This window comes from Amycolatopsis sp. lyj-112 (assembly GCF_046549055.1).
Taxonomy (GTDB): Bacteria; Actinomycetota; Actinomycetes; order Mycobacteriales; family Pseudonocardiaceae; genus Amycolatopsis.
The window spans coordinates 99,315-111,986 of the sequence record NZ_JAJPWS010000013.1 but is presented as its reverse complement, the minus strand read 5'-3'; the positions used below and the strand labels follow the sequence as shown (position 1 = coordinate 111,986).

The window sequence follows — 12,672 nt, the reverse complement described above, 5'->3', positions numbered from 1 at the left end:
GGGTCAGGCGCAGATGACCGTGGGACGCGGCGAGTAGGTCGCGTTGCGCGTCTCCCGGCGGACTTCCGTGCCGGAGACGACGTCGACGAGCACGCGGGTGTCCGACGTGCTGAAGCCGGCGACGCCGGGATCCGGCAGGCAGCCGGGGCCCGAGCCGAGCTGGACCGCCGGCGGGACGAACGAGTGCCGTTCACCGCCCGCGCTCTGGACCGAGAACCGTTTCGTGCCCCAGATCCGCACGGTCACCGAACCGTTGGCGGGGATCGCCTGGATCGCGATCCCGGTCGGGGCGTCGTTGACGATCTGCATCTCGACCGGTGCCCCGTCGGCGCCGATCGCCTTCACGTCGCGCGCGACCGGATAGCGGTCGAGGTAATGGTCGTGCTCCAGATGCCCGCCGTCGGCCAGGCCCGCGAGGTAGGCGGCGTTGTAGAGCGTCGTCGCCAGCTGGGAAACGCCGCCGCCGACCACGACCGGCCCGGTGGCGTCCTCGTTCACCGGCGCGGGAACGTAACCCGCGGCCGTCGTCCTGGCCCCGGACCGGCCGCCCAGGCTGAACGTCTCGCCCGGTTTCACGATGGCGCCGGAAACGCGGGCCGCCAGCGTCTGGACGTTCGTCATCGCGGGCCCGTTCAGGCCCGACGTGGTGAACTCGCCGATGACCTCGTTGATGCCGAGCACTGTCGCCGCTTCGGTGCTGACGCTCGGGCTGCTGGCGTCGTAAACCGCCTTCAGCTCCCGGTCTTCGCTCCTCGAAAGCACCGACGTCAGCGACGTGAACGTCAGATCCCAGTTGACCTTCCGCGCGTCCTTCGACGGCTGGACCGCGGGCCGGTCGCCGACGAAGACGATCTGCGCGTCCGCCCCGTCGGTCTCGGTCGCCCGCAGCTGCGGCTGCACCGCCGCGCGCAGTTTGCCCTGGTCGATCCGGACCTCGAGGTTGCCGTCGTCGCGCGCGGCGAACTGGAACGAACCCGCGATCGTGTCCGGCTTCAGCGTCGCGTCCTTGCCCTCGCCGCGGACCACGATCGGCTTGGCCACCGCCGGGACGACGATCTTGTCCAGCGCCGCGTGCACACCCGGCGAGTTCGCCTTCACCGGCGCGATGTCGACCTTCAGTTCGACGCCGGCGTCGCTCAGCCAGCCGTCGGTGACCTTGGTGACCGCCGCCTTGACGTCGCTCAGGGTCTGTCCGGACCGCGGTTCGACCGCGACCGGCAGGACACCGCCGTCGCTGCCCGCGATGGGCCGGAAACCGATGTCGCCCTCGACGGCGGGGCGGTTCAGCTTCGCGGCGGCGAGATCGGCGACGGACTTTTCCAGCCGCGGCGCGTCGGTCCAGGTGACGACGCCGACCTCGCGGCCGGAGAAGAACGACATCACTCGCGTGTACGGGCTCAGCGGCTGGTGACCGGCCCGGCCGAGCGTCTGCGGCCAGTCCAGGCCGAGGCCCGACGACGTCGGATACAGGACGGTACGGACGTCACCCGCACGGATCCGCACCGGCTCGATCAGCCTCGGCTCCAGTTCACGGCGGAGCTTCGACTCGGCTTCCTTGTGCGTGAGACCGCCGACGTCGATCCCCGCGACGGTGACGCCGCGAGGGACGTCCCCGGCGCTGGCGATCAGATCCACGGCGTACGCGAGTACGAAGAGGCCCATCAGGACCCCGGCGGCCATGAGGGCCTTGCCGAGTCCCGTGCGGAACTTCGACCTGGGCGCCGGCGGCGGATGCGCCACGAGATCGCCCTCGAAGAGCTCGTCTACCAGGCCGGGGTCGTTCTCGGGGGCCGGGAGGAGTTCGTCGGTGAACAGGTCGGTGCCCGGTTCGTCATGATCATCGCGCGCCAAACCTTCACCACCCCTCCCACGGCACGGTTACAGGTACAGCCCCGTGCCGTCCTCGGTCCGCTCGGTCGCCACGGCATGGATGTCGCGCTCCCGCATCACCAGGTGCCCCTCACCCTGGATCTCGACCTCGTGCTGGTCGTCCGGGTTGAACAGCACGCGGTCGCCGGTCTTGACGTTCCGCACACTGTTGCCCACGCCCAGTACATCACCCCAGGCGAGCCGCCGCGCGACCTGCGCGGTGGCGGGGATGACGATGCCGCCGGAGCTGCGCCGCTCGCCGTCCTCGGGGGACAGCTTCACGAGCACCCTGTCCTGCAGCATCTGAATTTCGAGTTTCGGCCCGTCTGACACGAAGATGACTCTACTTACCCGGGTCGCCCGCCATGACCAGGCTCAGCGCGCTTTCTCCACCGTTTTGGAAGCGCACCGGGACGCCCCAGTCCTGCCGGGTGATGCGGCAGACCGGGTGCTCGCCACCGTCATCACAGCTCGCGGCCTGCGCCACGACCTGCAGCACGCCTTCCGTGACGCCCTCGGCGAAGCGGAGCTTCCGGAACAGGTCGGTGCCCACGCCGGCGCCGTCGGCGAGCAGTTCCGGCGGCGACGCGGTGATCTCCAGCCGCGTCGACGGGCCGTAGCGGTCGTCGAGCTTCTCGCCGGGCGGCGGGGTGAAGACGACGGAGAACTCCAGTTCCCCCGGCGCGAGCAGGGTCGGCGGGCGGCGGACCGTGTGCGCGTCCCCGGCGACGGCCTGCTCGCCGAGGGGCACCGGACCGATCCGGCTCCCCGCCGACTCGACGACCAGCAGCTCGCCGTCGTGCACCAGCAGGCCGGACGGCTCGGCGAGACCGGTCGCGAGCGTGGTCACCCGCCGGGTGAGCGGGTCGTAGCGGCGGATCGCGCCGTTGTAGGTGTCGGCGATCGCGATGGTGTCGCCGGGCAGCACGGCGAGGCCGAGCGGGTGCTGCAGGAGCGCCTCGTCCGCCGGGCCGTCGGAGTGGCCGAAGGAGAACAGGTCGACGCCGACCGCGGTGTGCACGGTGAACGACTCGCCCTCGGGCTCGATCCAGCGCAGCGCCGACGTCTCCGCGTCCGCGAGCCACAGCTTCTGGCCGTCGGGCGTGAGACCGGACGTCTGCGCGAAGAACGCTTCGTGGACGTCGCCGTCCTTCAGACCCTCGACGGTCGTCCCGGCGAAGCGGCGGATGGTGCCCGAGACCGGCTCGAACACGCTCAGCGTGTGGTTGCCCGCCATGGCGACCACGACCCCGCCCGCGGGTCCCCACCAGGCGACGTCCCAAGGGCTGGTGAGGTCGATGTCGAGCGCTTTGCCGGTGTCGACGCCGTCACGCCACTGGCGGCCGGTGCCGGCGACCGTGGAGACCTCGCCGGTGATCAGGTCGATACCGCGCAGCCGGTGACCGGCGGTGTCGGCGACGAGGGCGTGATAGCCGGCGCGCTCCGCGACCTCGTACGGCAGCAGCGTCAGCCCGGACGGCTCGGTGAAACTCGCCAGGTCGAACGGCCCGTCCTGCGCGCCGCGGGCGCCGCTGCCGAACCGGCGGATGATCGTCTCGCCGTCGGAGGCGAATTCGACGATCGAGTGATTGCCGGTGTCCGCGACCAGGATGCGGCCTTCCGCGGTGGTGACGGCCTTGCTCGGGAAGCGCAGCTCGGTGTGCTGCTCCTCGACCGGGACGTACGGGCTGCCGCCGCGGCGCAGCGTGCCCTTGATCTCGTGCGTCGAGACGAGGTCGGCGATCACCCGGCGCAGCGCCTCGCCGTGCCCCTCACCGGCGGCGACGTGCACGACGTAGCCCTCGGGGTCCACGACGACCAGCGTCGGCCAGGCCTTGACCGCGTACTGCGACCAGGTGGTCATCTGCGGATCGTTGAGCACCGGATGGTGCACCTCGTAGCGCCGCACCGCCGCCTCGATCGCGGCGGCCTCACCCTCGTGCAGGAACTTCGGCGAATGGACGCCGATGGTCACCAGGACGTCGGCGAACTCGGCCTCCAGCGGGCGCAGCTCGTCCAGCACGTGCAGGCAGTTGACGCAGCCGCTCGTCCAGAAGTCGAGCAGCACGATACGGCCGCGCAGCCCGGCGAGCGTGAGCCGCTCACCGCCGGTGTTGAGCCACACGTCACCGGCGAGCTCGGGAGCCCGCACGCGGGACTGCGTTCGTGGAGAAGTCACGACATGAGTGAACTACACCAAGAGCCGCTCTGTTCCGTGCTCCAGGCGTTGAGAGGGCGAGCTCACCCCAGGGGAGGAGCCTCATGTGGGTGATGAGGGAGCGGCGTTAAAAGAGAAGGCGTCTCCGCGTCGCGCGACTTAGGCTCGAACACATGTCCACAGTTGAGCCCGCCTTCACCCTCAAGGAGGCACATGACCTCCAGGCGAGCTTGGCCGAACCCGTGCGTCCCGGGTTGAGCGAGGCCGAGCTCGACGACGTCGAAGCAAGCTTCGGCTTCCGGTTCGCCGCCGACCACCGGACCTTCCTCGCCGCCGGGGTCCCGATCGGCGACCGCTGGCCCGATTGGCGCTGCGGCAACCACGAACAGCTGCGAAAACGCCTGGACTGGCCGGTCGACGGGGTGCTCTACGACATCGAGCACAACGGCTTCTGGACAGCGGACTGGGGAATGCGCCCGATCGACCTGGCCGACGCGCTGGAGCGGGCCCGTGAGCACCTCGCGCGCGTCCCGCAGCTCGTCCCGGTCTGCGGGCATCGCTACCTGCCCGGGATCGCCGGGAGCACGGGATATCCGGTGCTCTCGGTGTACCAGACCGACATCGTTTATTACGGCTATGACCTGCGCGGATACCTGCAGCACGACTTCTGCGACCAGCCGCTGGGCACGCCTCCGCCGGGCGGGCCGCGGCACGTCGACTTCTGGTCCGGGTTCGTTGATTAGTCCTCTAGTTGCGGTACATGCGCGTGCAAGTACCGCAACTAGAGGACGAAACGCGATGGCGCGTCAGGACTCGGCGGTGACCTTGAGCCGGGAGAGGGTCGCGGCGATGTTCGCCCGGTTGGCGTCGTCCCGCTGCCAGACACCGGTGAACAGCGACGTCGGCCCGCGGAGCCAGCCCGGCCGCCGGTCCCAGGTGCTTTCGACCGCCACGCAGCCGCCGTCCGACGCCTCGATGTCGTACTGCCAGCGTGCGACGGGGAGGCCGGCGACGGTGGTCACCTCGAACGCGAATCGCTTGCCCTCGTCGGCGTCGGTGATCGTCGAAAGGGTGCTCCAGCGACGGAGCCCACGGCGGTTGCGGCCGCGGAACTTGGCGCCGACGACGGCGCCGTCCGCATCGCCGACCCAGCGATGTCCCTCGTACTCCTCGGCCATGCCCGCGAGTGCGCCCGGGTCACTGACTAGGGCGTACACCTTCTCGGGCGGGGCCACGATCGCGATCTTGCCGGTGGCGCTGGGTTCCGTCATCACATACCTCCGTACTGAGGGTATGTGAAATACCCTCAGTTGTCGCGGCGGAGCATGCGGCTTATCCCGGCCGCGACCGTCGTCGCGAGCACCCAGCCCGACGCGGTGAACCCGGCCGCGACCCAGTTGTCCATACCGTGCATGTACCACCGCGACTTGTTCCCGAAGTCGACGATCGGGACCAGCAGGTCGATCGTGTACAGCACCGGGTTCCACTGCAGACCGGTGTCGTCCTGGTTGACCAGGCACCGCGGCCCGCTCACGGTGAGTTTGGGATTGGTGATGCAGTCGTCGACGCCGAGCCCGAAGTACAGGCTCCCCAGCACGAGCAGCGTCAGCAGCCAGCCGAGCGCGCGCACCGGACGGAAGCCGTAGCCGACCATCGACCGCTGCAACCAGCTCCACACGTGCACGCCGGGACCGAAGAACTTGAAGCCCTTCGCGAGCGCCTCGTACCGGAATCGCTGCTTCTTCAGCAGCACCGTGGAGGCATGTTCTTCATTACCTGACGCGCGCAGCGTTGCCGCCAGCTGGTCGTAGGGTCCCGGTCGGTAGCCGTCCATCGCCTTGCGCAGCAACAAGATCCGATGGTCGATCGCCCGGTCGTCGTCGAGGGCGATGTCCTCCTGCAGCGCGTCGTAGCGGAAATCCTCCAGCTCGATCCCCGCCGTCGACGCCCAGAACTGCTCGTTGTCGCCCAGCGTCCCGCAATGCGCGCGCCGCAACACGATCCGGCCGTCCGGCGGGGTGGCCGGGGTGAGCAGGAATTCGTCGGCCGAGACGTCGCTGCCGTCGAGCGCGATCCCGTGCTGGGGCAGAGAACCGAGCCGCGCGCCACGGAAATCGACGCGCCTCGCGACCTGCGCGCCGTCGAGGTTGACGCCGCCCTGCGCGACGAACGGGCGCTCCTTGTCCTCGGTGAGGACGAGGTCCCGGCCGATCCGCGCGGTACGGACGTCCAAGGAATAGCTGGTGTTCGTACGCGCGCCCGGCTCGGTCAGGCTGGTGCCGAACAGGTTCACGCTGCCGCCGACCTCGGCACCCTGCAACCGCAGCGTTCCCTGGACGGTCGCGTCGGTGAGCTGGAAGTTGCCCGCGATCTTCGCGCGCCGTGCGGAAAAGACGTCGCGGTGAGGGTGCAGGAACATCGAGTTCCATGCCAGCACGTTGCCGCCGACGGTGATGTCTGCCATGCGCAGCTGTCCCGACGGAACACGCAGGCTAGTCGCCTCGATGTCGCCGCCGATCGTGGTCCCGTCGAGGTGGATCGCGCGGTCGTAGTACGGCGTGCTCTGCCCGCGGACGACCTTCACCTCGGCGCCGGCCAGCCGCAGTGAACCACCGATCCGCGCGTTGACCATCCGCAACGTCCCGGTCGCCTGCAAGCCGTCACTGAGTTCGAGGTTTCCGTTGACACTCAACCGATCCGCGACCAGCGCCGGCCGCGGGTCGATGTACGGATCGTTCGACTTCCACGCGTCGACGACGATCGGCCCGGCCTGGTTCACCGTGAGCTTGGCCTCGCGCAGAATGATGTCACTGTCCACAGTGGCGCTCGGCAGGAACATGATCCCGTTGGCGGAGAAGCGTTTCCGCTGCGCCGCAGGCCCGTAGTTGTCGACCTCGCAAAGCAGGCTGCCGCCGATGTGGATACCGTTGCCGTTGAGCGCGAAACCGTCCCGGTTGTTCAGTGTCGCGCCGGAGAAGTTGACGTTACCGCCGGCCCGCATACCCGGAATGCGGACTTCTCCGTTGGCCACCAGGCGATACGCCAGCAACGCGCCGACGATGTTGACCCGGTCGGCCTGGATCGCCTTGCCCCGCGGGTGGGAGATCACCGTGCGGGTCAGCACGACCGAGCCCTCGATGACCGCGTCGGTGAGGTTGACCGCCGCGTTCGGCATCCCGCGTTCACGGTCGTCACCGCGCTGAACGGTGGTCTCCTCGATCTCGTGGTCGCCGTCGACGTGCACGACACTGCGGATCAGGCGGACGTCGTTGCGGGTACGGAGATTTCGCGCCTTGAGCCCGGGCAGCCAGCACTTGCGGAACACCAGCCCGAGCAGATGCGCCTCACGGACGTCCGGCGGATGCTCGAACCGGCACCGCTCGAAGCGGAACAGATACTTGATGTCGGCGGCACGCAGGTCGAGCGTCCCGGTGATGTAGGCGTCCTCGACCTGCACGATCGGCGCGTTGGTCGCCTGACGGCGCCACCGGAGCAGCCCACCCGTGCCCGGCTTCATCAACTCGGACGCCGGGACCTCGTACCGCTTGTCCGGGTTCGGATCGAACGGGTCGAGCGGCGGCAGGGCCGAATCGCCGTTCGCCTCACCCTCCCCCGGATCGCGCGGACCGTTGTTGCGCCGAAAGCCCGGCATCGCTCGTTCCCCTCCCCCGTCGTTCCCCGCCCCCAGCGAAGCCGATCACACACCGGATTCGCAAGGCTCCCAGGGCATCAGACCGGAACCTGCCATGGGAGTACGACGGCAGAACGACCGCCGGGGTTCCAGATCAACGCTGTCCAGGCGGCTCAGCGGCGACTAGTCCTGGTGGTTCGGGTTCAGGACCCGGGACAGGAATTCCCTGGTCCGCTCCTCCTGCGGGTCGCCGATGACCTGGTCCGGCGCGCCCTGTTCGACGACGACGCCGCCGTCCATGAACAGCACGGTGTCGGCCACCTCGCGGGCGAACTGCATTTCGTGCGTGACGACGAGCATCGTCATGCCCTCGTGCGCGAGCTGCCGCATGACCGCGAGAACGTCCCCGACGAGCTCGGGGTCGAGCGCCGACGTCGGCTCGTCGAACAGCATCACGTCGGGGTCCATCGACAACGCCCTGGCGATCGCGACCCGCTGCTGCTGTCCACCGGACAGCTGCCCTGGCAGGGAAGTCTCCTTCTCCGCCAGGCCGACCTTCGCGAGGTTTTCCCGCGCGATGGTCTCCGACTCTTCCTTGCCGCGCTTCAGCACCTTCCGCTGCGCCACGGTGAGGTTTTCGAGCACGCTCAGGTGCGAGAAGAGGTTGAACGACTGGAAGACCATGCCGATCTTCGTGCGGGCGGCGTCGATGTCGACGTCCGGATCGGTGATCTCGCTGCCGTTGACCACGATCTTGCCCTGCTGCGGTTCCTCGAGGAGGTTGACGCAGCGCAGCAGCGTCGACTTGCCGGAACCCGACGGGCCGATGATGCAGACGACCTGGCCGCGCTCGACGTGCAGGTCGATGCCCCTGAGTACCTCGAGTTCGCCGAACGCCTTGTGCAGCCCCGAAACCTCGACGATCGGCCCGGTCTCCGTCTGGGTGCTCATACCGTTCCTCCGCCGGACACGCCGGCTCCGTATTTCTTCTCAAGCCGCTGCTGCAGGATCGACAGCGGGATGGTGATGACCAGGTAGCAGAGACCCGCGACGACGATCGGTGTCAGGCCCTTGGCTTCCAGCAGCGCCTGACGGCTGAACTGGGCGAGCTCCTGCTGCGCCGGCGTGGTGCCGAGCAGGAACGCCAGCGACGAGTCCTTCGTCAGCATGATCAGCTCGTTGGCCAGCGGCGGCAGGATGATCCGGAACGCCTGGGGGATCACGACGGTGATCATCGTCCGGGCGGGCGACATACCGAGCGAGCGAGCGGCCTCGACCTGTCCGCGCGGCACCGCCTGGATCCCCGCGCGGATGGTCTCGGCCATGTAGGCCGAGGACACGATGCCCAGCGCCAGCATGATCGCGACGTTGCGCGGCAGCGTCGTGTCGAACGCCGTCGGCACGCCGATGCCGACCGCGAGGAAGATCAGCAGCGCGGGCAGGCCGCGGAAGAACTCGATGTACCCGCGCGCGAACCAGCGGTACGGGGCGACCGAGGAAAGCCTCATCAGGGCGAGCAGAAGGCCCAGCCCCAGACCGAGCGCGAAACCCAGTGCGGTGAAGATGATGGTGTTCTTCAGCGCGACCGTGATGACGTCCGGGAACTGCTTGGCGGCGACGTCGAGATCGAAGAACGCTTTTCCGATCCTGCTCCAGTCGGCCAGCAACGCGAGCACGATGATGATCACCAGCAGCAGGACGTATTGCCCGGTTCGGAACGCCGAACGTCGCTGGCGGCGGCTCAAAGCCATTTCTCTCCTCAAACAGGTGGCGACAAACCTGTGGCCGGTGCACTGGGCACCGGCCACAGGGGACGGATTATCAACCGGCGGTCGGGCTGCCCGGCTGCCAGGTCGGCGCCTTGCCGAACCACTTCTGGTAGATCTGCGCGTACGAGCCGTCCGCCACGGACGCCTTGAGCACCTCGTTGACCTGGCCGAGCAGGGCGGTGTTGCCCTTCTTCACGCCGATACCGTAGAACTCGTTCGTCTTGAACTCGGTGACGACCGTGGTGTCGGGGTTCGCCTTCACGAAGTCGTAGAGCACGCCGTTGTCGTTGACTCCGGCGTCGACCGTGCCGTTCTTGACGGCCTGCTCGAGCAGCGGGAGGTCGTCATAGGTGACGATCTCGGCGCCGGCGGCCTTCTCTTTGGCGTAGTCGGCACCGGTGGTGGCCGACTGGACACCGATCTTCTTGCCGGCGACGTTCGACAGGTCCTTGATCGGCGAGCCGGTCTTGACCAGCAGCGCCTGGGTGGCCTCGAAGTACGGGTCGGAGAAGTCGAACTTCTCCTTGCGCTTGTCGGTGATCGTCATGCCGGCGGCGGCGAGGTCGCACTGGCCGCTGTTCATCGCTTCGCCGGACTCGATGTTCTCGAAGGCGATGTCGATGATGCTCTGCTCGACGGCGAGCTTCTTGCCCACCAGGTCGACCAGGTCGACGTCGAAGCCGACGATCTTGTCGCCCTGCTTGACCTGGAACGGCTGGTACGGCAGGTGCGTGCAGGTGGTGACCTTGCCGGAGGCGACGAGCTGGACGCCGCCCGCCGCGGTTCCGCCTTCCTCACCGCAAGCGGACAGCGCACCCGCAGCTAGGGCGAGCGCCGGGATCAGGGCGAGCGCTTTCAATCGGGCCACGTCGTCACTCCTTGTAGTTCCCATGTGTCGAGAGCACGCATATTGCCACTCATCCGGCGGCAAGCCCAGCACTGGGACGTTACAGCGACGTTTCTACCGAAGATCGTCCCAACGAGGGGATCGAGCCGACCTCGGTCCTGGTGAGTCCCGACAGGGGTTCAACTGGCCCAGCACGGGAAACACGGTGGGGCGCCGAAGCGCCCCACCGCCGCCTTACTACTTGTTCCAATAATCGAACACGTAGCCGCTGTAGCAGATACCCGCACAATCGGGGTCACGAGGGAAGTACTGGAGCGGACCAACCTTGTAATATCGGGCGAAGTCGCTCCGCTCACGGACACAGTAATCGTAGTTCTCGCCGCACCAACGACTCCTGACATCCGCTACGCCGACACTGGTCGACTGCGCCGCGGCACCGTCCTGAGCAGCCATCGCGACACCCGGAACAGCCAACGCCGCCACTGCGGCACCGGCCACGATGAACGCCTTTACGAGATTCTTCACAATTCCCCTTGAAAATTGCATGGAAAATTCAGAGTCTGCTTATCCAGCAGGTAATTGCGTGAGTTATCGAGTTCTAGACATGGCGAAACGCCAAAGAGAATCCAACCTTCCCCAGTCAGGTTTGAATACGCCCGGCGAGGCTAGCATCAGGTTGATCATTCCAACAAGCCAACCCCGATGTCTCGCGCTGGACGGGGTCCATGAGCCACGATGGCGAGCATGAACAACAACTCGGCGCCGCGCCTTCCCCCGGCAGGCCGCCGTCCCCGGGCGGCGACGTCGGCGAGGCGGGCGGCGAAACCCGGTGCGCAGTTCGACGGTTACCTCTCGCCGGTCCGGCCGCACGCCGACGCGTACGACGAGATGTTCACCGCCGACGGCACGGTCCGCCAGCCGTACCGGGCGCTGTACGAGTCGATCTCCGCGCTGACCTCGACCGATCTGTCGTCCCGTTCGGCCGCGATCGACCGGGCGATGGTGGACCAGGGCATCACGTTCTCGCTGTCCGGCCAGGAGCGCCCGTTCCCGCTCGACCTGGTGCCGAGGGTGATCCCTTCGGCCGAATGGAGCAAACTCGAACGCGGTGTGGCGCAACGGGTCCGTGCGCTGGAGGCCTTCCTCGCCGACATCTACGGGGACCGGCAGATCCTGCGCGAGGGTGTTCTCCCGCGACGGCTGATCACCTCGTGCGAGCACTTCCAGCGCGAGGCGTTCGGGATCACCCCGCCCAACGGCGTGCGCATCCATGTGTCCGGTGTGGACCTGGTGCGCGACGAGGAGGGCACGTTCCGGGTACTGGAGGACAACCTCCGCAACCCGTCCGGTGTGTCGTACGTGATGGAGAATCGCCGCACGATGGCGCGCGTGTTCCCGGACCTGTTCGCCCAGCACCGGGTCCGCCCGGTCGGCGACTACGCCTCCCACCTGCTGCGCGCGCTGCGGGCCGCGTCCGCGGCGAACGTCGCGGACCCGATGGTCGTCGTGCTCACCCCCGGTGTGCACAACTCCGCCTACTTCGAGCATTCGCTGCTGGCCCGGCTGATGGGCGTCGAGCTGGTCGAAGGCCGCGACATGTTCTGCCGGGACAACGTCGTCTACCTGCGGACGACCGAGGGTGAACGCCAGGTCGACGTCATCTACCGGCGGATCGACGACGAGTTCCTCGATCCGGTGCACTACCGGCCGGACTCCGTGCTCGGTGTCGCCGGGATCCTCAACGCGGCCCGCGCGGGCAACGTGGTGGTCGCGAACGCGATCGGCAACGGCGTCGGCGACGACAAGCTCGTGTACACCTACGTGCCCGAGATGGTGAAGTACTACCTCAACGAGAAGCCGCTCCTGCCCAATGTGGACACCTTCCGGTGCTGGCTGCCGGACGAGTTCGACTACGTCATGGCGCATATGGACGAGCTGGTCGTCAAGCCGGTCGAAGGCTCGGGCGGTTACGGCATCGTCTTCGGCCCGGACGCGTCGCAGGCCGAACTGGCGACGCTCAAACGCAAGGTCCGCGCGCACAAGCGCGGCTGGATCGCCCAGCCCGTGGTCCAGCTGTCCACCGTTCCGTCCCAAGTGGACAATCGACTGGCGCCGCGGCACGTCGACCTGCGGCCGTTCGCGGTCAACGACGGCAAGGAGATCTTCGTCCTGCCGGGCGGGCTGACCAGGGTCGCGCTCCCGGAGGGCAGCCTGGTGGTCAACTCGTCACAGGGCGGCGGCTCCAAGGACACCTGGGTGCTGGCGACGCGTTCCTCCACGGCGGAGCGCGAACTGGAGCGGCCCGCGCTCGGCACTCTGTCCCAAGTGGACGGTCTGGTCGCCGACCAGGGACCCGAGCTGACCACCACCCAGCAACAGCAGCAACAACAGGCATAAG

11 protein-coding genes are annotated in these 12,672 nt (G+C 68.0%); 2 read left to right on the top strand and 9 right to left on the bottom strand.

All coding sequences use genetic code 11. The annotated features are described in order from the left end of the window. Positions 1-3 precede the first annotated feature (3 nt). Genes ACLJRL_RS32830 through ACLJRL_RS32820 form a run of 3 tightly spaced genes read right to left on the bottom strand, consistent with a single transcriptional unit; the run spans position 4 to position 4,021 of the window. Positions 4-1,851, bottom strand: a complete 1,848-nt coding sequence (locus tag ACLJRL_RS32830) for a VanW family protein (protein ID WP_410660220.1) — start codon at positions 1,849-1,851, stop codon at positions 4-6. 27 nt (positions 1,852-1,878) lie between these two features. After that, positions 1,879-2,172 carry a GroES family chaperonin gene (locus ACLJRL_RS32825; RefSeq protein WP_410660321.1) on the bottom strand — a complete coding sequence of 98 codons (294 nt, stop codon included), beginning with the start codon at positions 2,170-2,172 and terminating at the stop codon, positions 1,879-1,881. A gap of 40 nt (positions 2,173-2,212) precedes the next feature. Continuing rightward, positions 2,213-4,021: an NHL domain-containing thioredoxin family protein gene (locus ACLJRL_RS32820; protein WP_410660320.1), complete on the bottom strand. Its 1,809-nt coding sequence runs from the start codon at positions 4,019-4,021 to the stop codon at positions 2,213-2,215. A 179-nt stretch (positions 4,022-4,200) separates the two neighbouring features. Here ACLJRL_RS32820 and ACLJRL_RS32815 point away from each other — a divergent pair, with 179 nt between their 5' ends. Continuing rightward, positions 4,201-4,770, top strand: coding sequence for a hypothetical protein (locus tag ACLJRL_RS32815; protein ID WP_410660219.1), 570 nt, complete (start codon positions 4,201-4,203; stop codon positions 4,768-4,770). A 63-nt stretch (positions 4,771-4,833) separates the two neighbouring features. On the opposite strand, the gene ACLJRL_RS32810 is transcribed toward ACLJRL_RS32815, so the two are convergent. The 6 genes from ACLJRL_RS32810 to ACLJRL_RS32785 form a co-directional block, all read right to left on the bottom strand. After that, positions 4,834-5,298: an SRPBCC family protein gene (locus tag ACLJRL_RS32810; protein ID WP_410660218.1), complete on the bottom strand. Its 465-nt coding sequence runs from the start codon at positions 5,296-5,298 to the stop codon at positions 4,834-4,836. 35 nt (positions 5,299-5,333) lie between these two features. Further along, on the bottom strand, positions 5,334-7,679 hold the full coding sequence (locus ACLJRL_RS32805) for an oxidoreductase (RefSeq protein ID WP_410660217.1): 2,346 nt from the start codon (positions 7,677-7,679) through the stop codon (positions 5,334-5,336). Between the two features lie 162 nt (positions 7,680-7,841). After that, a complete protein-coding gene (locus tag ACLJRL_RS32800; protein ID WP_410660216.1) occupies positions 7,842-8,609 on the bottom strand; it encodes an amino acid ABC transporter ATP-binding protein in 768 nt (255 codons plus the stop codon). Then, a complete protein-coding gene (locus ACLJRL_RS32795) occupies positions 8,606-9,409 on the bottom strand; it encodes an amino acid ABC transporter permease (protein ID WP_410660215.1) in 804 nt (267 codons plus the stop codon). Before ACLJRL_RS32795 ends, ACLJRL_RS32800 begins: the two co-directional genes overlap by 4 nt. Before the next feature lie 70 nt (positions 9,410-9,479). After that, positions 9,480-10,295: a transporter substrate-binding domain-containing protein gene (locus ACLJRL_RS32790; protein ID WP_410660214.1), complete on the bottom strand. Its 816-nt coding sequence runs from the start codon at positions 10,293-10,295 to the stop codon at positions 9,480-9,482. Positions 10,296-10,511: 216 nt separating this feature from the next. Beyond that, positions 10,512-10,799 (bottom strand): hypothetical protein, encoded by a 288-nt coding sequence (locus ACLJRL_RS32785; RefSeq protein WP_410660213.1) that lies wholly within the window; start codon positions 10,797-10,799, stop codon positions 10,512-10,514. A 210-nt stretch (positions 10,800-11,009) separates the two neighbouring features. On the opposite strand from ACLJRL_RS32785, the gene ACLJRL_RS32780 reads away from it, so the two are divergent. Beyond that, positions 11,010-12,671 (top strand): circularly permuted type 2 ATP-grasp protein, encoded by a 1,662-nt coding sequence (locus tag ACLJRL_RS32780; RefSeq protein ID WP_410660212.1) that lies wholly within the window; start codon positions 11,010-11,012, stop codon positions 12,669-12,671. Position 12,672 lies beyond the last annotated feature (1 nt).